The organism is Trinickia terrae (genome assembly GCF_005144415.1).
GTDB classification, from domain to species: Bacteria; Pseudomonadota; Gammaproteobacteria; order Burkholderiales; family Burkholderiaceae; genus Trinickia_A; species Trinickia_A terrae.
Genome location: NZ_SWJE01000007.1, coordinates 219787 through 240879, shown reverse-complemented (window position 1 = coordinate 240879; position 21093 = coordinate 219787). Strand labels below are relative to the sequence as shown.

16 protein-coding genes and 1 pseudogene are annotated in these 21093 nt (G+C 60.2%); 8 read left to right on the top strand and 9 right to left on the bottom strand.

The window, feature by feature from the left end; translation table 11 throughout:
* Positions 1-20: 20 nt before the first annotated feature.
* The 5 genes from FAZ69_RS15020 to ehuR form a co-directional block, all read right to left on the bottom strand.
* Positions 21-1562, bottom strand: a complete 1542-nt coding sequence (locus FAZ69_RS15020) for an acetolactate synthase large subunit (protein WP_136895882.1) — start codon at positions 1560-1562, stop codon at positions 21-23.
* A 293-nt stretch (positions 1563-1855) separates the two neighbouring features.
* Positions 1856-2338, bottom strand: a complete 483-nt coding sequence (locus FAZ69_RS15015; RefSeq protein ID WP_136895811.1) for an Lrp/AsnC family transcriptional regulator — start codon at positions 2336-2338, stop codon at positions 1856-1858.
* Between the two features lie 22 nt (positions 2339-2360).
* Positions 2361-3389 (bottom strand): N(2)-acetyl-L-2,4-diaminobutanoate deacetylase DoeB, encoded by a 1029-nt coding sequence (gene doeB, locus FAZ69_RS15010; protein WP_136895809.1) that lies wholly within the window; start codon positions 3387-3389, stop codon positions 2361-2363.
* Positions 3390-3394: 5 nt separating this feature from the next.
* Complete coding sequence (gene doeA / locus FAZ69_RS15005) at positions 3395-4612, bottom strand: ectoine hydrolase DoeA (RefSeq protein WP_136895807.1); 1218 nt, start codon at positions 4610-4612, stop codon at positions 3395-3397.
* A 211-nt stretch (positions 4613-4823) separates the two neighbouring features.
* Positions 4824-6227, bottom strand: a complete 1404-nt coding sequence (gene ehuR, locus FAZ69_RS15000) for a MocR-like ectoine utilization transcription factor EhuR (protein WP_240702236.1) — start codon at positions 6225-6227, stop codon at positions 4824-4826.
* 805 nt (positions 6228-7032) lie between these two features.
* Between ehuR and FAZ69_RS14995 the strand changes: the two genes are divergently transcribed.
* The 5 genes from FAZ69_RS14995 (at position 7033) to FAZ69_RS14970 (ending at position 12496) form a co-directional block, all read left to right on the top strand.
* Positions 7033-7698 carry an amino acid ABC transporter permease gene (locus FAZ69_RS14995; RefSeq protein WP_136895803.1) on the top strand — a complete coding sequence of 222 codons (666 nt, stop codon included), beginning with the start codon at positions 7033-7035 and terminating at the stop codon, positions 7696-7698.
* Complete coding sequence (locus tag FAZ69_RS14990; RefSeq protein WP_136895801.1) at positions 7695-8465, top strand: amino acid ABC transporter ATP-binding protein; 771 nt, start codon at positions 7695-7697, stop codon at positions 8463-8465. Before FAZ69_RS14995 ends, FAZ69_RS14990 begins: the two co-directional genes overlap by 4 nt.
* Positions 8466-8607: 142 nt before the next feature.
* Complete coding sequence (locus FAZ69_RS14985; RefSeq protein WP_169708654.1) at positions 8608-9417, top strand: substrate-binding periplasmic protein; 810 nt, start codon at positions 8608-8610, stop codon at positions 9415-9417.
* A 261-nt stretch (positions 9418-9678) separates the two neighbouring features.
* Entirely contained in the window at positions 9679-10599 is a 921-nt protein-coding gene (locus FAZ69_RS14975) for a LysR substrate-binding domain-containing protein (protein WP_136895797.1), read from the top strand.
* A 646-nt stretch (positions 10600-11245) separates the two neighbouring features.
* Positions 11246-12496: an NAD(P)/FAD-dependent oxidoreductase gene (locus FAZ69_RS14970; RefSeq protein WP_136895795.1), complete on the top strand. Its 1251-nt coding sequence runs from the start codon at positions 11246-11248 to the stop codon at positions 12494-12496.
* A 68-nt stretch (positions 12497-12564) separates the two neighbouring features.
* Here the strand turns inward: FAZ69_RS14970 and FAZ69_RS14965 are convergent, their stop codons facing one another.
* Entirely contained in the window at positions 12565-13467 is a 903-nt protein-coding gene (locus tag FAZ69_RS14965) for a GNAT family N-acetyltransferase (protein WP_240702235.1), read from the bottom strand.
* Positions 13468-13682: 215 nt separating this feature from the next.
* Positions 13683-13850, bottom strand: a pseudogene (locus tag FAZ69_RS14960) (NAD-dependent succinate-semialdehyde dehydrogenase); the annotation flags it as partial.
* Between the two features lie 379 nt (positions 13851-14229).
* Between FAZ69_RS14960 and FAZ69_RS14955 the strand changes: the two are divergent.
* Positions 14230-15705, top strand: coding sequence for an NAD-dependent succinate-semialdehyde dehydrogenase (locus FAZ69_RS14955; protein ID WP_136895793.1), 1476 nt, complete (start codon positions 14230-14232; stop codon positions 15703-15705).
* 50 nt (positions 15706-15755) lie between these two features.
* The gene (locus FAZ69_RS14950) at positions 15756-17153 is read left to right on the top strand and encodes an aspartate aminotransferase family protein (RefSeq protein ID WP_136895792.1); all 1398 of its coding nucleotides are present in this window, start codon (positions 15756-15758) and stop codon (positions 17151-17153) included.
* Between the two features lie 474 nt (positions 17154-17627).
* Here FAZ69_RS14950 and FAZ69_RS14945 read toward each other — a convergent pair whose 3' ends face one another.
* Together FAZ69_RS14945 and FAZ69_RS14940 are read right to left on the bottom strand one after the other, a co-directional pair.
* The gene (locus tag FAZ69_RS14945) at positions 17628-18560 is read right to left on the bottom strand and encodes a diacylglycerol kinase catalytic domain-containing protein (RefSeq protein ID WP_136895790.1); all 933 of its coding nucleotides are present in this window, start codon (positions 18558-18560) and stop codon (positions 17628-17630) included.
* A complete protein-coding gene (locus FAZ69_RS14940; RefSeq protein ID WP_136895788.1) occupies positions 18557-19585 on the bottom strand; it encodes an SPFH domain-containing protein in 1029 nt (342 codons plus the stop codon). Before FAZ69_RS14940 ends, FAZ69_RS14945 begins: the two co-directional genes overlap by 4 nt.
* 92 nt (positions 19586-19677) lie before the next feature.
* Here FAZ69_RS14940 and FAZ69_RS14935 point away from each other — a divergent pair, with 92 nt between their 5' ends.
* Positions 19678-20427, top strand: a complete 750-nt coding sequence (locus FAZ69_RS14935) for an NUDIX hydrolase (protein WP_136895786.1) — start codon at positions 19678-19680, stop codon at positions 20425-20427.
* The last annotated feature ends 666 nt before the right edge of the window (positions 20428-21093 follow it).

The window sequence follows — 21093 nt, the reverse complement described above, 5'->3', positions numbered from 1 at the left end:
AGCCGGCTTTTGAAGGAGCGTCAAATAATGAGGTCGATGAGGAAGGGGCCTGGTTGGCGGAAACTCTGCTTCATTAGGTCCGCGCATTCCTCGAGCGTGATCGCACGCGCCGCCTCGACGCCCATGCCGTTTGCGAGCTGGACCCAGTCCAGGTCCGGATTGGAGAGGTCGAGCATGCCCATCGCCGTCGGCCCAGGCACCGCGCCAACGTTCTGGTACTCGCCAATCAGGATGTTGTACTTGCGGTTGTTCAACAGGATCGTCGTGCACGGCAGCTTCTCCCTTGCTTGCGTCCAGAGCGACTGCAACGAATACATTGCGGATCCGTCGGCCTGTAGGCTGATCACGCGACGATCGCCACCGCCGGCTACTGCTGCACCGGTCGAAACCGGCAGCCCGTCGCCGATTGCCCCCCCTCCGAGATTGAGCCAGTCATGCGCCGGCGCGGCGTGCGTGAGCTTGTAGAAATCGCGGCCAAACGAGATGCTCTCGTTCGAAACGATCGAATGCTCGGGCATCAGCGCTGCGAGCGCCAGCGCGAGACCTTCCTGCGTGGGCGCGCCCCCCACCGCTTCCGGACGCGGGCCCGGATCCGGAAGCGCGACTTCGGGTGCGCCGAGTTCGTCTACGAGGGCCTGCAAAGCAGCATCGGAGTCCTGGTCATGTCGTGACAAGACATGAATCTGTGCATTGGAGGGATAGTGCGTGGAAGGCTTGCCCGGGTACGCAAAGAAGCCGACAGGCGGATTCGCGTTGACGAGGATGATGTGCTCGTAGCGGCTCAGCGCCTGAATAGCGGCATCCGTGCCGTACGGTACCCGCTCGAGTTGCAGTCGCCCGCGCCCGCGCGCCATGTGCGCATTCGTGTAACTGGCCAAAAGGTCCGCGCCGGTCGCCCTGGCGACGCGCCATGCGAGTCTTTGTGACTGGGCAAGCGTGGCCTGATCTGCGAGAAGCATCAGGACGTTCTTGTTGGAGCGCAGGATTCGCGCGGCGTTCTCAACGGCGTGGGGGTCAATCGGCGGCGCAACCGCCACAGCCAGCGGTTCGGCAACGATGCCGCCCTGACTCCACGACGCGTCGGCGGGCAGAACCAGCGTGGCGATCTGCCCCGAAATCGCCCTTGCTGCCTGGACCGCCGCTGCGGCGTCGCGACCAACCTGCGAGGCATGCGAACTGGTGCGCACCCAGTGGGAGACGGTGCGTGCCATACCTTCCGTATCTGCGGTAAGGGGCGCGTCATACGGACGGTGATAGGTCGCCTGATCGCCCACGATGTTCACGATGCCGGCACGGGCGCGACGTGCATTGTGCAAGTTGGCCATGCCATTGGCGAGGCCCGGGCCGCAATGCAGCAGCGTGCTCGCGGGCTTGCGTGCGATTCGATAGTATCCGTCCGCCATGCCGGTCACCACGTTTTCCTGCAGACCGAGGACACACTTCATGCCGGGAATGCGGTCAAGCGCGCCGACAAAGTGCATCTCGCTTGTGCCGGGGTTGGCGAAGCACGTGTCGACACCCGACTTTAACAGCGTGTGCACGAGACTTTCAGCGCCATTCATTTCATTGGGCGATGTAGGGAACGTCATCTTCAGCTTCCTCAAAATTCCAGATCGCATGGAACTGGATAAATGTGTCATCGATGGAAACGAGAGCGGCATGGCCGCGGCAGCTTTCACAACAAGGGGCGAGCCGAACGCCTTCACTGCTCCCTCCGACTTCTCGCCCCTACAAGTCTTTTGCCAGCCGTCAGCTTCTGAACTTCATTCTCTCTCCCGCTGCGCCACGGAATTTTTTGTATTCGGGTTAATGCGTTTGCGATTTTTCCGATGCAATGCTCATCGAAAGAAAAGATTCAATCACCCTCAGTGACCCACGCTGGTCTGCGATCCAGCGCGCACTTCACGACCTTCGTCACGATATAGGTGAAGTAGCGCTCGATGCTCAGATCTTCCATGAGCAGGCGGTCGATGAAGCGCTGATAGTGGTCGATGTCGCGCGTCATCACATGCAGCACATAGTCCACGCCGCCTCCCGTGGCATAGCACAGCATCACTTCATCGGTGGCGCTCACGCGCTCTTCGAAGCGCCGCATGTCGTACGCGGTATGCCGCGAGAGCGTCACTTCGACAACGATGCGGCTGCCCTTGACGGCACCGATCCAGTCGATGTCGGCGCGATAGCCGCGGATCACACCGTTCTCCTCGAGCTTGCGCACGCGCTCCCACGCGGGCGAGATCGAGAGGCCGACCTCTTCGGCGAGCTTCGATTTGGTGATGCGGCCGTCGCGCTCGAGGATGCGCAGGATCGCAAGGTCGTATCGGTCGAGCTTGATCACGGTGCCTGCTCACTCATCACGTTCATGCAGTGACCGGCAGGTTACGCTCGACCACGTCGGCGACCACGGCCACGGTGTCGCCGACCTGCACGAGCCCCGGAAAATGGCGAGCCGCGAGCAGACCGCCGCGTTGCGCGACATACTCCATGGGACGCGCTCCGGTGCGCTCGATGTCGTACACGCGCGCGAGCACTTCGCCGGCCTCCACCATCTCCCCGAGATTGCGGCACATCTCCAGCAGGCCGCGATGCTCACTCGTCGTATAGCAAGCGCCATCGGGCATGTCGAGCAGCGTCGTGGTCCGCGAAGGCGCATCCCGCTCGCCGTGTTCATGCGCCATCACGCCTGCGTGCACAAGAAAACCGCGTACGCCGCGATCTGCAATCGCCATGCTCGCCGCCGTCGAGGTGCCGCCGCCGCCAAGCTCGGTCGAGACGAACACCTTCCCCGCTTCCTCCACGGCGCTGTCGAACATCCCCACGCTGTCCAGCTCCAGCAAGCGCATCGAATACGGCGCACCGAACGAGCGCATCGCGCGCTCGCAACGCGCCTGCTGCTCGCCGTCGGGAAGCACATGGATTGCCGCGAACGGTACGAAGTCGAGCGTGCGCCCTCCCGCGTGAATATCGAGCACATAGTCGGCGCGCGCGAGCAGATGGCGTTGAAAATAGTCAGCGATCTTTTCGGTCACGCTGCCATCGGGCCGCCCGGGGAAGCTGCGGTTAAGGTTGCCCGCATCGATCGGCGAGGTACGCTTGCCCGCGCGGAACGCCGGATAGTTCATGTACGGCACGATGATCACGCGACCGCTCACGTCGGCAGCTTGCAACGATGCTGCAAGCTTCGCGAGTGCGATCGGGCCTTCGTATTCGTCGCCATGATTGCCGCCCGTGAGCAGCACGGTCGGCCCTTCGCCGCGCTTCACCACGGTCAGCGGAATCATGATCGCGCCCCACGCCGAATCGTCGCGCGAATAAGGCAGCCTCAGAAATCCGTGTTGCACACCATCGGTGTCGTAATTGACGGTCGGCGTGATCGGAGACGCTCGCATCACTCCTACTCCTTCAGAAACAGTTTGCGCGGCGTGCTACAGAACGTTTCGACGCCGGTTTCGGTAATCAGAATGCTCTCGGTGATTTCGAGGCCCCAGTCGTCGAACCACAGGCCCGGTATGAAGTGAAACGTCATGCCAGGTTCGAGAACCGTGCGGTCCCCGGGGCGCAGGCTCATGGTGCGTTCGCCCCAGTCGGGGGGGTAGCTCGCACCGATCGAGTAGCCGCAACGGCTGTTCTTTTCGACGCCCGATTTGCGCAGCACGGCGAAGAACGCGTTGGCGATTTCCTCGCACGCATTACCTGGCTTCGCGGCTTCAAGACCCGCCTCGATGCCTTCCAGCACAACCTTCTCGCCATCGAGAAAATGCTGGGGCGGCTTGCCGAGATAGACCGTTCGTGATTGTGGGCAGTGATAGCGGCGATAGCAGCCCGCGATTTCGAAGAACGTGCCGGAGTTCGACGTGAACGCCGAGTCGTCCCACGTGAGGTGCGGGGCAGCGGCGTCGGGGCCGCTCGGCAACAGCGGCACAATGGCGGGATAGTCGCCGCCGCGACCTTCGACGCCGGCAATGCCCGCCGCGTAGATCTGTGCAACCAGATCGCACTTTTTCATGCCGGGCTCGACGGTTTCGAGTATGTGCGCGTGCATCTTCTCGACGATCGCCGCCGCGACGCGCATGTACTCGATCTCGCGCGGCGACTTCACGGCGCGCTGCCAGTTGACGAGCGCAGTCGCGTCGGCCCAGCGTGCGCGGGGTAGATGACGCTGAAGCGCGGCATACGCGGCGGCGCTGAAGTAGTAGTTATCGAGCTCGACGCCAATGCGGAGCGCCTCCCATCCGCGCGCCAACACCACTTCGCGCGCGAGGTAGTCCATCGGATGAGATTCCGTAGATTGTACGTAATGATCCGGATAACCAATGATATTGTCGTGCGTGAGGAATGTCGTCCGCTTCGCACCGTTCGCATCCATGCCGCGCCCGAACCACACAAGGTCGCCCTCCTGTGCGAGCAGCACACACTGATGCACGTAGAACGACCAGCCCTCATAGCCGGTGAGCCAGTACATGTTGGTCGGGTCCGTGACAATCAGCAGATCGATGCCGGCCTGCTGCATCGCCTTGCGCGCCTTCGCGATGCGCGCCTCGTATTCGCCGCGCAAAAACGGGAGGCGCGACGGCGTTTCACCGCTCCCGACACGCGTTTCATTCGCTTCCAATAGCACCCCTTATTAAACGAGACTACAATCGGAATGATTTCCCGCCCTTCGGCAGAAGCAAACACTGTGCGCGTAATGGCGTAGGCGCTATCTACTGGCAACCGTGTAGGCGACTACGGGGACCTCAGGTCGCGTGCATGATGAAAGGAGACACAGTGTAATGTTCTAAAAATTGCCTCAGGTTGTACTAGTACAGTTTTTACGATGCCACTCAATTGAAATCGTGCACGTGAGGGTACTGTTCGAATACTCCCGCGATGGTCTCCAGCGCGCTCTTGCACACGGCGTCGGTGGTCTCGGCGCCCAGGCAAATCCGAACCGCGTTGGGCCGCGGCGTACCGCCCACGAGAAACGGCTCGGGAGACGTCACGGCGATCTGTCGATTCCGCAGCTCGCGCACCACGCGTTCGGCCTGCCAGTAGTCGGGTACGCGCAGCCATGCCGATAACGCGTTCGGATGCGCGCCCAGCACGTATTCGCCCAGCACCTCGCGAACCATGGCCTGGCGTACCGCGAGATGCCCGCGCTGCAGTTCCACCAGACGGCGCGCGGTGCCATCCACGATCCAGCGCGTGGCGATCTCCGCGATCGGGGAGGTCGCCATCCAGCTGCTTACGCGCAGCACGCTCTCCACGCGCAACGCAAGCCGGCGCGGCATCGCCAGATAGCCGGTGCGTAGCCCCGTGAGCACCGACTTCGTCATGCTGGTGCAGTAGAACGCCAGTTCCGGAATCAAACTCGCGATGGGCGTGCAAGTCTTCACGGGCAGCGCGCCATAGACGTCGTCCTCGATCACGTAGACGCCGTAGCGCTCCGCGATGCGCGCAATCGCGCGGCGGCGCGAATCGGGTAATAGGGACACTGTGGGATTGTTGAACGTCGGTGTACAGACGAGCGCGCTCACCCGTTCACTGTCGCACATCTCTTCGAAATGCTCGGGTCGAATGCCATACTCGTCGATCTCGAGGCCCTTGAGCGTGAAGCCCAGCACGTTCGCCGCGCCGATCACGCCGTGCTCCGTAAGACTCTCGCACAGCACCGTGTCGCCGGGGCCGACGGTTGAAGCCAGCGCGAGGAAAATGCCGTGCGCCGCACCGTTGGTGATGAGCAGCGACTCGGGCTTGACCGGCATGTTCAACGAGGCGAGCCACGCCGCCCCCGCCTGACGGTGATGTTCAAAACCCGCAACCGGCCGAAACGAGTAGATCCAGGGCTGCGAGTCGAGGGTCGCGAATGTCGCACAGATCTCTCGCCACGCGCTATCGTGATCGGCGGTATGCACAATGCGTGCGGTCGAAAAGTCGACAATCTCGCGTTCCGCAGAATCAAGAATGTAATTTGACATCGTTTCAGTCACGCGCGCGGCGACAAAGCTGCCGCGCCCGACCTCGCAGCGGATCAGGCCCTGCCTCTCGAGCTCCTTGTAAGCATTGGTCACCGTCTGCACGCTGATGCCGAGCTCCGCCGCCGCTTCGCGCCGCGTCGCCAGCCGCACACCCGGGGCGAGCGCACCGCTTTCGATGTCGAGTGCAATCGCCTTGACAAGCCGTTTGTATTTGGATTCCGCACCGTGAGCGGCCGCCAGCGCGTCGTGCCACTTTCTCAAAGCCCTCACCGGTGCCATCTCCTTGCGCCCCTGACGTAAGCGTCCATCGTCGCTCAAAAGCGATCCGGAAAATTACCGTACTAGTACAATTCTCAACAAAATAACGGCTGCGTATGCTCGGTCCATCAACGTTTCGCAGCACAGCGTCCCTACTGTTACAGGAATATTTCCGAGCTGACAACCGGTTCATCACCGAAGGCACAGGCCGTGAAGCACATTTGCGTACCGACTCAAACACCCAGTCCCGGCGGAAAACGCATGCTGCGCGGGGGCGTGCGGGGAATGCGAGGAATGCTCGCGCTGGCAGCCGGCACGCACAATATAGCGATTGCTTATGGCCCATTTCCAAAACTAATTAGGCGGACAAAAATGACCATGCGATTCTGCCCAAGACATCTTTGCTCATTCGAACCAGGAAGCCGTAACGCCTCCCAAGCTCCCGCACCGCTAGGCGAAAAGTTACGGCCTGCAACTATAGGCTGGTTCGAACCAGATGATCTACGCCGGCAACCCGCCCATGCGCAATTTTTAATTTACAGGCTCGGCGGCACGGGATTGCGCCAGCCACAAGCATTCCAGGCGCTGCAGTACAGAGGGACATAATCGAGACGCTTAATGAGCGGTCCAGGAGATAGAGACAACGATCTACACGAGGCTCCCGACCGGGAGATCCATGAGGGGATAGGCTCGAAACTCTTAGCAGGCGTGGACGGATATTGTCCGCGGTACCAACGAAGACAATTCGATATCCTATACAAATTCGTATTCGGGTTTTCCTCCAGGAAAACAGCTAACAGATAGTACAAGAGGTCCTATGCATTGGAGTAACGTACCGGCATATATGCCATTTCTTCTTGATGGGGCGAAGATGACCGTCGTCATCACGGTTCTCTCACTTTTGGTCAGCACCCCTCTAGGATTAATGTGGGCATTCTGCACGATATCGAAGATTTCGTGGCTGATAGTGCCAGTAACGGCGATGGTCAATGCCGTTCGCGCTTTGCCGATGCTCGTTCTTCTTTTTTACATTTACTTTGTTTTTCCCGATATCGGAATCAAGCTCACGTCACTGCAGGCATGTATCGCGGGATTGGGGTTCGCATATTCGACTTACATCTCTGAAATATTCAGATCAGGGATTGAATCAATCGATCAAGGTCAGCTGGAAGCTGCGCGCTCGATCGGGATGAGCACGGTGAAGGCGATGTACAGGGTGATTCTGCCTCAGGCGTTTAGAGTCGCACTGCCCCCATACAGCAATACCCTGCTCATGCTCCTGAAGGACTCGGCGATTGCGTCAACTATCGCCGTTACTGAGGTAACACGACAAGGGCAGCTGATCGCGTTCTCGACTTTCGACAACACGACTGTCTATACGATGGTCGCGTGCTTTTACCTGATTATGGGAATGCCGCTGATCAGACTTACGAAAATTCTTGAGTCCCGGTTCGGACGGCATAAGCGAGGGAGCAAGTCATGATTGAAATCAGTAATGTTCACAAGTGTTTCAAAGACAACGAAGTTCTCAAAGGCGTGACGACAAACGTCGCCGAAGGCGAAGTCGTTTGCCTCATCGGTCCGTCCGGCTCCGGCAAATCGACTTTGCTCCGGTGCATCAATGGATTCGAATCCTATGAAAAAGGCTCGATTGTCGCATTGGGAAGGAAGGTTGATTCTCATGCCCGGGACATCAATGAGCTTCGACGAAGTATTGGCATGGTGTTCCAGCACTTCAATCTTTTTCCTCATCGGACTGCGTTAGAGAACGTCATGGAGGGACCCGTTTACGTCAATCGCGAGCCGCGCGCAAGTGCGCGAAAAAAGGCCGTTGATCTACTCAATCGCGTAGGCCTTGGAAGCAAGTGCGACGCCTATCCGGCTCAACTTTCTGGTGGACAACAGCAACGGGTTGCCATCGCAAGATCGCTCGCCATGTCGCCCAAGGCGATGCTTTTTGATGAGCCGACTTCAGCGCTGGACCCCGAACTGGTGGGTGAAGTCCTGAGTGTTATGCGCGGGCTCGCCGCAGATGGTATGACGATGATTGTGGTAACCCATGAGATGAGTTTCGCCAGGGATGTTGCAGATCGGGTCTGTTTCCTTCATTCCGGCAAGATTGTCGAAGAAGGCCCAGCGTCGCAGGTGTTGACCTCTCCGACAGAGCAGAAGACTCAAGACTTTTTGCGCCGGGTGCTCGGTGGTTCGCCGAAATCGTCACCGAACAAAGCGGCTCAAGGTTGCGGATAGTTAGCGAGATTCCATGCCTTGACATCAACTGATTGAAGAGTGACTTCGCCGGCACTAGCCGGGCAGGTAGACCGATCGCCAAATCAGATTTATCCGCGTGATGCACGCATTATTTTTATATCAATCCAAAGGAGACTCAGCAATGAACCATGCAAAATTATCTGGAATTTTCTCCGGTTTTTCCAAGCGAGCGAAAGCAACGCTTCTTTCAACGGTAGTTTTCGGTATTGTTTCAATCGGGACGCCTCAGATTTCGTCCGCTACAGTAATAAGAGTCGGATCAACCCCGTCCAGTGCGCCTACCGGATTTCTTGACATCAACACGGGGAACTATGTCGGCCTGATGCCGGACGTCGCTCAAGAGATTGCCAAGAGAAGTCATTTTGATCTCCAGTGGCAAACGATCCCGAATGGCGCGCTCACTCAGTCACTTATCTCCGGGAAACTCGACTTGATCGCGGCAGGGCTCTCCCCCACTCCTCTGCGGGAGAAGGTCATGGATTTCTCACAGCCTGTAGCGACGGACCCCGAAGGGCTCATCATCAAGGACAGTAACACGCGGGTCTACAGAAGTCCGAGCGATTTTGCGGGCCAAAAGATTGGGGCTATGTCTGGCACCGATTACGTCGACATGCTCAAGGCGAAGAACAATTACAATGCTGAAGAGGTCAAGCTCTACGACACGACGGCTGACATCGTGCGAGATGTTGAGCTTGGTCGTATCGATGTAGGCATCGACGATTATCCCAAGCTGAAATATGAGGAAGCAAAGGGCGGTTTTAAGGGCATGCACGTAGTGAACGGTTACTCACCGATGGCAAAGGACGACATCATCTCGTTTGCCGTGCAAAAGGGAAACGCTACTCTGCTCAAGCAGATCAATACCGCACTTGACTCAATGAAGGCTGACGGCACACTCGACGCGCTGCTCAAGAAGTGGCACTGGCGCTGACGATTCGAAGAGGCGGATACGCGTGGCAGGAGTCGCGCGTCCGCCCCGGCGCTCTCCTTCGCCTTGTGGCCTGGCGTGCCACCGAGTGCAGTCGCAACGGCAGTGGGCCTCTTCGACCAGAGTCACCTGGGCCGACCTTTTCGGCGCGTGGCCGGAACGACGCCAAGGCATGACATGAAGGTACCGCGAATCGAGTCTTACGAAACTCGTTGAGACTCTGGAAGAGTAAAATGTACCTTTCATGCATCAACCCTTAGAGTCATGGCGCGCCCGTTAAACTTTCGGCATGTTGAGACCATATACGCCGTACTTCTGACTGGCTCGGTGACCGGTGGCGCCGCGCGGCTGCATGTGACGCAACCGGCAGTGAGCAATCTCGTGAAGGAAGCGGAAGAGCGACTGGGTTTTCCGCTTTTCGAGCGCCATGCAGGCCGCCTGGTTCCCACGCGAAAGGCGGAGCTGATCTTTGAGGAGATCGAGCGTTCGTTCTCGGGGCTCGATGCGGTGAATACGTTCTGTGCTCGCCTTGCGAAACAAGAAATGCGCAAGGTCGTGATCGGAGCGACCCCCGCGTTTGCCACCGCCGTGTTGCCGATCGCGATCCGCGCCTATCGCGAGACGGTTGACGACGTCCATTTCTCCGTTGTCTCCCGTCGATCAGACAATGTTCAGGCGCTGGTTGCGTCGCAGAAGTTCGACATCGGCTTTGGGCTCGAAGAGCCGGTAATTCCCGGCGTAAGCTCCACGTTGCTTACGTCCGAGCGGATGGTTTGCGTGCTACCCGCACGACATCCCCTCGCCTGCAAAAGCGTGATCTCGGCCAGCGATCTCTGTGGCGAACCGATGATCAGCCTCTCACACGTGGAACACATCGACGACATCGTCGAGGCCGCCTTCGCGGATGTCGGTGGCTTACCGCCCGCAGTAGCGGAGTGCCCGGCGGCGTTGACTGCGCTAGCGATGGTTGAAGCGGGCATCGGATTCTCAATTGTCGCCCCATTCGCAGCCTATCTTTTTAGGCACGGGACCGTCGCTTGTCGCCCATTCGAGCCGGTAACGAAACTCAACTTCAGTACGTTTACCGTGCCGGGCAGGAAGGCGAATGTCGACCATTCCGTATTTCTGAAGCTGGTCGACGATGCCGTAAAGCAGATTCATGCATCGATGGCGTCGACCCAGTAGAAGCGGCGATTCCAGAATTAAAACCCGCTGGATGCGTCGCCGCCATCGAGATCGAACTTACCTTTCTGCGCTTCTGAGCAGTCTTTAGATCGGTGCCCATACACGGCACAATCGATACGCTCTCACCCACTCGCCCTGCGAATAACAGTCCTTCCTACCTTGGCGACTTCGGGTCCCCCGCCTCCACCGAGGATCGCGAGCTCGCGAGACAGTCTGATCTTTTCCTGGCCGCCCTGCTTATGGCCTATATCGAAAGCTGATTTTTATTTCACGCGGCGAATTGAGAAACTAATGACTTCGATGCGCCCGACCGCCTGCGCCTGAAGATTAGTCTATTTCTACTGTCGGTCGGTGTCGCTCGCGCTTTCAATAAGCAACGGTCCTCGTAGAGGGCAAGTGCGTGGCGCGCCACACAATTCCACATAGATCGCAAATGGAATGCCTTCACGACTCGATGCTGGTTCGACCCCATGGTCGAGCGCTTCCTTCGTGCCTGAGCTTCTCCTGTTTCAGACATCTCACTCCATACGGCGCCCGACGTCCCGCCACGACGCGAGCATGTTTCACCTCGGCCGGCTGTGCCCACGGACACGAAGACTGAAAGAGCGCGCGAGCCTGACACCCCCTCCTTAGTTAAGGAACTCAATTGGAAACAAGCAAAGATAATGTAATTGTCATTGGCGCGGGAGTTGTCGGCCTTGCTACCGCGCTATTTCTTCAGCGCGCTGGAAAGAAAGTGACCGTTCTCGATCCTTTTCCTCCCGCAGGAGGCTGTTCGTTCGGCAATGCCGGCATGATCAGCGCGAACAACGCAGCTCCCATTGCCATGCCGGGCATGCTGAGTCGGGTTCCTGGGTGGCTTCTCGACCCTAACGGCCCCCTGATCCTTCGCAAGCGCTACTTCCTGAAGGTAGCGCCATGGCTGCTCAAATGGATCAGCGCAGGACGCATTGACCGGGTAATGGAAATCTCAGATGCGATGCGAGCGCTCGCGAAGGATACGCACGAATACTGGAAAGAATTGGTTGGGCCTCAACGGCACACGGAACTGGTCCGGCGGAATGGTCAGGTTCATCTGGCCGCAACGAATGATATGCCCCCGCGAAACGCCAGAGCTCAGCAAGCCATTCGGGAGCGCCACGGAACGCAGGTAGAAGTCCTTACTGCCGACGAGATTCGAGAAATGTTTCCGGGTATAGCCAGAGACATTACGCGCGGAGTCATCGTTCCCGGCAATGGATACACCACTAATCCGGCACGCCTCGTGGGATCGATCGGCGAAGCTTTTCTCAATGAAGGTGGGCAGTTAGTGTCAGAAAAGGCGCTTAAGCTTATCCCCAAAGAACAAGGGATCATGGTCATGACGAACATTTCCAATCGGCACGCGGCCGATGTCGTCGTTGCGGCCGGCGTATTCTCCCACGAACTATTGAAACCATTCGGCATCAACGTGCCGCTCGAAGCGGAGCGAGGCTATCACGCGACCCTTCCCAATGCAAACCTGAAATTGCAGCATACTTTGACAGTGAGTTCTCGCGGACTTGGCATTACGCCGATGGAAGTAGGAATTCGCATTACGGGCGGGGTGGAATTCGTCGACCGATATGAACCACCTGCCGAAAGCATCGCACTGCGATACGTTTCGCAGGCGAAGGCGCTTTTCCCCAACCTGACTCATGACGAACCTACTATATGGATGGGTATGCGCCCTTCCTTACCGGATAGCCTTCCGGTGATTGGACCGGTGAGTGCGGTTTCAGGTTTGCATCTCGCATTCGGCAATTCCCATTTCGGTATGACGACCGGACCCGCGACCGCTCGAATTGCAGCGGATCTCGTCCTTGGAGAGACGAGTCGAATCGATGCCACTCCTTATCGTTTGGCCAGATTTGGCTAAACGCCGGAGTGCCGCGACAATCGGGCCGCATCCCCGCGAATTTGTTGGAGATGCGGCTAGCTGCCTGGCTAACCTATCGCCTGATTGATGATGCCATAGGCACGAAACGGTAACGCACGTGCTGCGTCGTCCACACCTGCCGCGGCATTTCGAACCATTCTCGTCACCTCGTTGACGTGGGCAATTCCCAAGCCGCCGAGCCAATCGGTCAGCATCCCTCCTGCGGGGACATCGATGCGCACGGGTACGCCTTCATACGCCGCGAGCCAATACGCAATCAATGCTCTGGCTCGCACGCTGTCCGCAGAATCGAGTGCGACCAACGGACCGATTACATGTCCCCGCCCGGATTTCCGGAACAGTGAAAAGCCGATAATCTCGCCTTCACGGTCGAGCACAACACCTTCCGCGATCTGCAACAACGCCGGCAGGATCGCGCTACGGTCCAGTCCGCACGTCAAGGAGGCGAGCTCGATGAGTCTCGGCAAATCTCCTTCGCTCACTTGCCGCAAGCGCTCGCCCTGTGCAAGCACGACTACCGGCGGTTCCGAGGCCGTCCCCTGATGCTGATCGAGCGATCCGCATGTGCGAAATCCGAGCTTTTCGTAAAGGGGCTGACCGGCACGCGTCGCGTACAAAAAGGTGGTCCGCTCGCCGAGTTCTTCGAGCAGCAGGCCCATCAGGTTACGGCCAATTCCGCGGCCCTGCTGCTCGGGCGCCACAATCACCATTCCGATCGTCGCCCCGTCCGCTCCGAATTTCCAGCATAGTGCAGTGCCAATCAGACTGCCGCTCTCCTCGGCGACAAAACCCAGGCCGGCGTCGGCGGCGAACTGCCAGTCTTCCAGCCGGTGTGGCCAGCGTATCGACGTCGACAGTGCGTGAGCGGCACGAACGTCGGTGGATGTAAAGGGGCGGTAAGCAGGCTGCGTCGGAACGTTCTTCTGCTTCGTGGCGGGTAATTCGAACACTCGAGGCTCCTGTTGGCATATTCGCCGTTCAGTGTTGCACCCTCGTGGCCGTATGCACAGGACATCAACTCGGCAACGCCCTGGCATGCCTCTGATCGATCGCACGCGGTGCTTCTTGCCTGCGCGCAAACCATGCAACGCATCGTACGCAGGACCACGAGGACGAGAAAATCCGCCGTAGCGGCCTACGGCGGTTAGCTGCACCTCATCTCAGCGGCGCGCCGCGCGGCGGCGACGATCTGCGTGCGCTCGAGCATGGGCACATTGCCAATGGCAGATTGGTCCGCCGGATTATGCATGGTCACCGTGCTGGCGCTGTCGCTATGAATCCAGCGGCCGTTCACGTAGCAGCGCGACTCGAACACGACCGGATGTCCGGGCAACGTGTCGTCTGCTCCTCCTTGAACGATATGGAGCCCATTCTGCCCTGGCGGCGCGTGTGGATTTTTTGGTTTTGAGGCCGCGATCTTGAGGTTCTTTTTGAACTTGCGAGCATTGACGCGAACAATTCGCCCACCCATCAATGGGCGGCACGTTTTAGAGATTGAGATAGACGGCGAGTCCACGCAGCCCGGCTCACCCGAAGGTCTGCAATGGGTTCCGACGCTTCGTGACCGGCGATTCGCCACGGCAAAAAAACGTTAGGCCCGCCGCACCGAAACAGAAGAAACGCGCACCATAGGGCCTCAAAACCAAAAATTCCGTGTCGCATCGCCAAGTAAAGTGACCGCTATAGATGCTTAGAAAAAGGAGGAGATCGCAATGCTGCTCGGTCATCCCGTGCTATTCAAGTCGCACTGCTATATCGACGGCCGCTGGGTGCATAGCGATGACGCGTCGAGCGTCGCGGTCGTCAACCCCGCCGATCAAACGTTGCTCGGCCATGTGCCGATGCTCACGCAATCGCAAATCGAGCACGCCGTCGCGCAAGCCCACCGCGCGTTCGACGCGTGGCGCTGGACGCCCGTCAACCGGCGGGCAGCAACGCTCTCGCGTTGGCACGAACTCGTGCTGTGCCACCGTGACGATCTCGCCGCAATCCTCTCGCTCGAACAAGGCAAACCACTCAAGGAAGCGCGCGGCGAAATCGAGTATGCGGCAAGCTTCATTGAGTGGTTCGCTCACGAGGCGAAGAGGCTTGTCGGGCGGAACATCCCAACGCATATCGATGGCGCGCACCCCGGCACGGTAATCGAGCCCGTCGGCGTCGCGGCGTTGATCACGCCATGGAATTTCCCAGTGGCGATGATCACGCGAAAGGCCGCGGCGGCACTTGGCGCGGGCTGCACGGTTGTCGTGAAGCCCGCGCACGAAACACCGTTCTCTGCGCTTGCGCTGGCGCAACTCGCCGAGGAAGCGGGATTCCCGCGCGGCGTGTTCAACGTCGTGATCGGTGCTCCGCAAATGGCGATGGAAACCCTGGTCGGCGATCCACGCGTGCGCTCGGTCAGCTTCACTGGCTCTACGCGCGTCGGGGCGCTCGTCACGCGTGTTGCAGCTCACGCTGGCATAAAGAAGGTCGCGCTCGAGCTCGGCGGTAACGCACCGTTCATCGTCGCGGCGGACGCCGATCTCGATCAGGCCGTCCAGGTGGCCATTGCCGCGAAATTCCAGACCTCGGGCCAGGACTGCTGCGCGGCGAATCGCATCTTCGTCGCGCGGCCCTTATATGACGCGTTTGTCGCGCTCTACAGCGACGCGGTGCGCGAACTGAAAGTAGGCCCGCCTTTCGAGCCTGGCGTCGAAGTCGGGCCGCTCATGCACCAGGCCGCATTCGATGCGACTGCCGAGCGTGTGGCCGATGCGCGCGCAGCGGGAGCACGCATAACGGCTGGTGGCGTGCCACATGCGCTCGGGGGCTGGTTCTTCGAGCCGACCGTCATCGCCGATGCGGCACCCGGCATGCGAATCTATGACGAAGAAAACTTCGCACCGATTTCGGCCGTCTCCTCATTCGACACGATCGATGAGGTGGTGCGGAATGCGAACGACACCGAGTACGGGCTCGCGGCCTACGTCTGCGCGACGAACGTCAACACGATCTTCCAGCTGATCCGGCGCCTCGACTTCGCAATGGTGTCGGTCAACGGCGCGAAGTTCACGGGCGCGCCGATTCCGTTCGGCGGAATGAAGCAATCGGGGCTCGGCCGCGAAGGCGGCGCCGAGGGCTTCGAGCCGTTCGTCGAAACCAAATACTTCTGCCTCGGCCAGCTCGGCTTGCCGGAGACCGCCGCCTAGACGCAAGCGCAAGCCGCAGCGGCGGCGTGACTCAACTCAAGGAGCAACCCATGACTCAACTCGACAACCTCTTCAGCGCCGATCGCGCGCACTTCATGCACCCGTCGACCCACGCGCACGACCACGCGAGCGGCGCGCTGCCGGGCCGCATCGTGACGGGCGCGAAAGGCATCCGCATCGAAGACCACGAGGGTCGCACGTTCATCGATGCCTTCGCGGGCCTCTACTGCGTGAACATCGGCTATGGCCGCACAGAAGTGGCCGACGCGATCTACGAGCAAGCGAAGAAGCTCGCGTATTACCACACGTACGTGGGTCATTCGACCGATACGATCATCGAACTTTCGTCGCGCATCATCGACTGGGCGCCTGAGGGGATGAAGAAGGTCTACTACGGCCTGTCCGGCTCGGACGCGAACGAAACGCAGGTCAAGCTCGTCTGGTATTACAACAACGTGCTCGGGCGCAAGAACAAGAAGAAAATCATTTCGCGCGAGCGCGGCTATCACGGCTCGGGCCTCGTCACGGGCAGCCTCACGGGCCTGCCGAGCTTTCACCAGTACTTCGACTTGCCGGTCGAGCGCGTCAAGCATACGATCTGCCCGCATTGGTATCGCAATGCGCCGACGGGCATGAACGAAGCGCAGTTCGTCGCGTATTGCGTCGACGAACTCGAAAAGCTGATCGCACGCGAAGGCGCCGACACGATCGCGGCGTTCATCGGCGAGCCGGTGATGGGCACGGGCGGCATCCTGCCGCCGCCGGCGGGCTATTGGCCCGCGATCCAGCAGGTGCTCAAGAAGCACGACATCCTCTTGATCTGCGACGAAGTGGTGTGCGGCTTTGGCCGGCTCGGCTCGAAGATGGGCGCGCAGCACTACGGGATCGAGCCCGACCTCATCACGATCGCGAAGGGGCTGACGAGCGCGTATGCGCCGCTCTCCGGCGTGATCGTGAGCGAGCGCGTATGGGACGTGATCGACAAGGCATCGCAGGAGTTCGGCGCGATGGGCCACGGCTGGACCTACTCGGGCCACCCGATCTGCGCGGCGGCGGCACTCGCGAATCTCGACATCCTCGAGCGCGAGAAGATTCCGCAAAACGCGGCGGATACCGGCGCTTACTTGCTCGCGCAACTGCATGCGGCGTTCGACGAGCATCCGCTCGTCGGCGAGGTGCGCGGAGCGGGGATGCTCGCGGCGCTCGAGTTCATGGCCAACAAGGACGAGCGACGTCCGTTCGACGCGGCGCTCAAGGTCGGGCCGCGCGTCTCGGCGGCGGCGCTGCAGCGCGGGCTGATTGCGCGCGCGATGCCGCACGGCGACATCCTCGGCTTTGCGCCGCCGCTCGTCGCGACGCGCGCCGATGTCGACCAAATCGTCCGGCTGACGATCGAGGCAGTCAATGAAGTGGCGGCGCAGCTCGAAGGGGCGACGACGTCAGCCTAAAACCTCTGGCTGGGCATGCGCGTCGCGTCCAAACGCGAAGCGGCCCGCGTGCCCCAGGGGTAGACCGAATCTGGCACCCAAAGTGTAGGTGGCAGTCGGTAAATCGCGCAAAACACACTCGACCTACGGACTGGGAGTACACCCAAGAGCACGAGTTTGCCCACGTACGAACTCGCTAGGTTGCAACTTTATTGGTCAGCGAACATTTCCAGTTCGCAGCTTTACTGTCACGAACCACACGACGTTCGGTCATTGGCAGGGAAGTCGCCTCTGTCCCGTCACCCAAGCGAGGAAACGGTCCCTACACCGCTCCGCCCGACTTTGCCTCGCTGGTCGCCCGTGCGCCTGACGTGTCACGGTATTCGAAACTGGCCCGAGCGACCTCTGCCGTTTCGTCGTGAATCTCGCACCAACGGCGCACCTCGCGCCTCCACGATTACGTGCACTTTCCTTGCAGCCAAGGGCCTTGACGGACTACACAACCAGACACCCCTGTCTCGCCGCGACGGACACCGTTGCTTCCATCCCTGCCGTAAATCTCAGGTAGTCGGCCTCGATCCCGTCAGAAAAGATCACGCCGTTTTCGGGCATGCGCGAGCGAAGACGCAGCGGCTGCCCTGCGCTCACGTGGCCAAATACCAGTTCGGTCCTCGATACCCGGCTCGGAAACGGCTCCCGCACGGCGAAAGTGAGTTCGGGACTATCCCAGGGCTGCGGCTGATACTGGACGTTTCCAGCCCTTCCCCCCATTGCATGTGCGACGCCGAACGCTCCCGTCACGACGCTCTTGAGCCAGGCCGTCGAACCGAGCCCCGTGGAGACGATGATGCCAGATGACGACTGCGATTCGCGCCGCTTGCCCAACTCGATCTCGTAGAGTGCCGAAGCATGCGTGCGCGGGCCGATGAAAAGGTCATTGACGGCACGCAGCACCTGTCCGTCCGAGAGCCTCGCCTCCGCCATCGTGACCGCCTTCATCGGACGGCGGCCGTGAGCGACGTCAGTGAGTACCGCCCCAAGCTCCCGCGGCTCGAACGGAAGCAAGATGCCGTCCCACCTCGAAGGCTCGGGGTTCAGCCCGATCAGCGGCTGACCATCGAGGTACTTCATCGAGTTCGCGACCAACCCGTCCTGTCCCAGCGCCACGACGATATCGTCGGACGCGAAGATGAAATTCAGCAGGTAGTTCCGGTCAACCAACTGGTAACGCCCCCAGTCCTCGAGCGCGCGCACGGTAAGGTCCATGCTGCGCGCGTACGCTGCATTCTCGGCGAGGTAGTCCGAGAAATCGGCGCCAAGGTGCTCAATGTAGAACTTCGCCTGCGCCAGCGTGTGATGCCGCGCAATCAGGTCCTCGAGCCGCGTGCGGCGCGTCACCAGCACGACCTTGCGGGCCTCGGCGTTCATGACGCTGCCCTCGCCCCCGCGCCCATGAGTCCCTGAAGCAGCTCCGGCGACACGTTGAGCTGCCCGATGCGCTCTGCCCGTTCCGCGATCCCGCCAAAGGCCTGGGCGATCAACTGGCCCGGCTGCATGCCGGCCGCGGCGAGTGCGTTGACGACACGCGGATCGGCCTTCTCGAGCGCCTGCATCACCGCCGCCACCCTGTGCGCCTCGGCCTCCGCGAGGGTACGGCTGTTGTGTGCCTGTCCCGCCACGAATGCCTTGCCTTTTTCCTCGAGTTCGATGTCGGACGCCATCTGCTCACCACGCAACTCGTTTTCCTTGCGCATCAGCGTGGCCTTCGCTTCCATCTGCGTCTCGCGGATTTGCCGCTTCTTCTGCTCGACCGCGATGTCGGTATCCAGTTCGTTCTGCCGGATTGCGCGCTCGTTTTCCACGGCCGACATGCGCCGCAGATAGACGGCGTCGTCGGCCGCCTTGAGGTTGGACTCGCGTGCCTCCGCTTCCAGCGCCCGGGCAATGTCCGGGGTCGGCTTCACGGCCATCACCGAGACGCCCAGAATCTCCAGACCCAGCGCCTCGATTTCGGGCTGGTTGGCGAGTTCCATCTGCGCCGTGCGGGCAATCGACGCCGAGGCGCGCAGCGCCTCCTTCAATTCCAGCGCCTGCACGGCCTGCTGCACGATCACCTCGACCTGCATCGCGACACGTTCCCCGAGCCGCTTCGGATCTTCGGAGACATACGACCGGCCGTCCTTACCCAGCGAGAAATCCATCATCGCTGCGGTACGGTGCGGGTCGCTGATGCGGTAGGTCACTTGACCCTGCACGGTCACGCTCTGGAAATCCGCGGTGACCAGTTCGAGGATGAAAGGGCGATCCTGGCTTGCGACCGGAACGGACACCAGCGTCGTCGCCGGGGCGTAGTAGAAGAACGACAGCCCGGCGCCTTCGCGCACCACCCTTCCGGCTTGGAACTGCATCAGGTGAACGGTCGGCTGCGACTTGATGAATCGAATCCCGAACATGATGATGGCCTCTCTTTTGAGTTGTACAGTACAACTTGTTTGAGTTGCACAATACAACCTAGAATGAGGGTCGTCAAGTTTTCTGGTTCGCCATGACACAAAAGACTTCTGCCTCCCGACGACACGTCCGTCAGGGCTCCGAGTTTTCTCTGCCGTACACGACGGTCGACGTCGTGATCTTCACGGTGCTCGATAACGCACTGCAGGTTCTGCTCGTGCAGCGGCCAGTCGGTGCCGGCGAACCGTATCCGGGGTGCTGGGCGCTACCGGGCGGCTTTGTCGACGTAGCGGCCGACGCGACGCTCGAAGACTGCGCGCGCCGCAAACTGCTCGAGAAGACCGGCGTGAAGAGTCCGTATCTGGAGCAGCTCGGCAGTTGGGGCAGCGCGACGCGCGACCCGCGCGGATGGTCAGCCACACATGTCTCGTTCGCGCTGATTTCCGCTCAGAATGGGGTTCTCATCAGAGGCGCGAATGCCGCCGAAGTGGCGTGGTTCGAGGTCGATGCGGTGACTCAGAACCGCGGACTCGCGTTCGATCACGACGACATCCTTGAGGCAGCGGTTGAGCGGCTGCGCAGCAAGGTCGAATACACGTCCCTGCCGGCTTTCCTGCTGCCGGAGCCATTTACGCTGCCACAGTTGCAGCGGGCGTATGAGATCGTGCTTGGCCGACCGGTGGACAAAAGCGGTTTCCGCACGCGCATGCTTGCCGCGGGATTCCTCAAGGAAGCTGGCTACGTCGCTGGGGAATCGAATCGGCCGGCGCTGGGATATCGGCTCGTAGACCGGCATGCGCCCGTGGTGTTCCCGCGAACTTTCAGTCCACGCGGTGGCAACTGACGGATCGGGTTAGGTAGTCGCATTTGGGTACTTCTTATCTTTCATCCCCGCAGCGCTTTCGCTCTCACCGTGTCACTTCGCCTAGCGCCTAGGGCGGATCTCGAAGTCGAACTCTCATGCCCCCGCGGGAGCTCGCCGGCCGCAGTTCGGCCTTTATCGTCATTCAAGTACCGGCTTTGATCAGGCAGCTATATGTCGCTTTCCGGGCCCTCGCATGTCGGCGGTCAAGAGTGATCGGTCTCACCAAAACTGAACACGTACTTGCGACCGTTCTCGGTCATTCGGCATGCCGGTCGCCAGATGGCGGCTTTTCGGCATGTTGCTACAACCTTTCTCCTTAGTCGCGAGATGCCAACTGCAAAGACGATTCGCAATTTAGCTGTGAGCGCGACCGACTTCACAGGGCGCGAGCGGGTCAGTGTAAAGGGGGATGCTACCGGCTCGACTCCTGCACGGAAGTGCACTTTACGTCGTTTCTCACCCTGCGAGTTGCCGGGCCTCAGTTTTGAAACCGCCCAGCATGCCTGCGCCGCGCCGTGCAGGCTCCAATGGGGCTTGGCGCCTACGCCGCTGACTGCGCGGTATACCCACGGTGCATCAAACACCTACGATGCCTGTCCGCAGGTTGTCCACAGCTTTGCCAACAAAATGTGGGGACAAGTGATG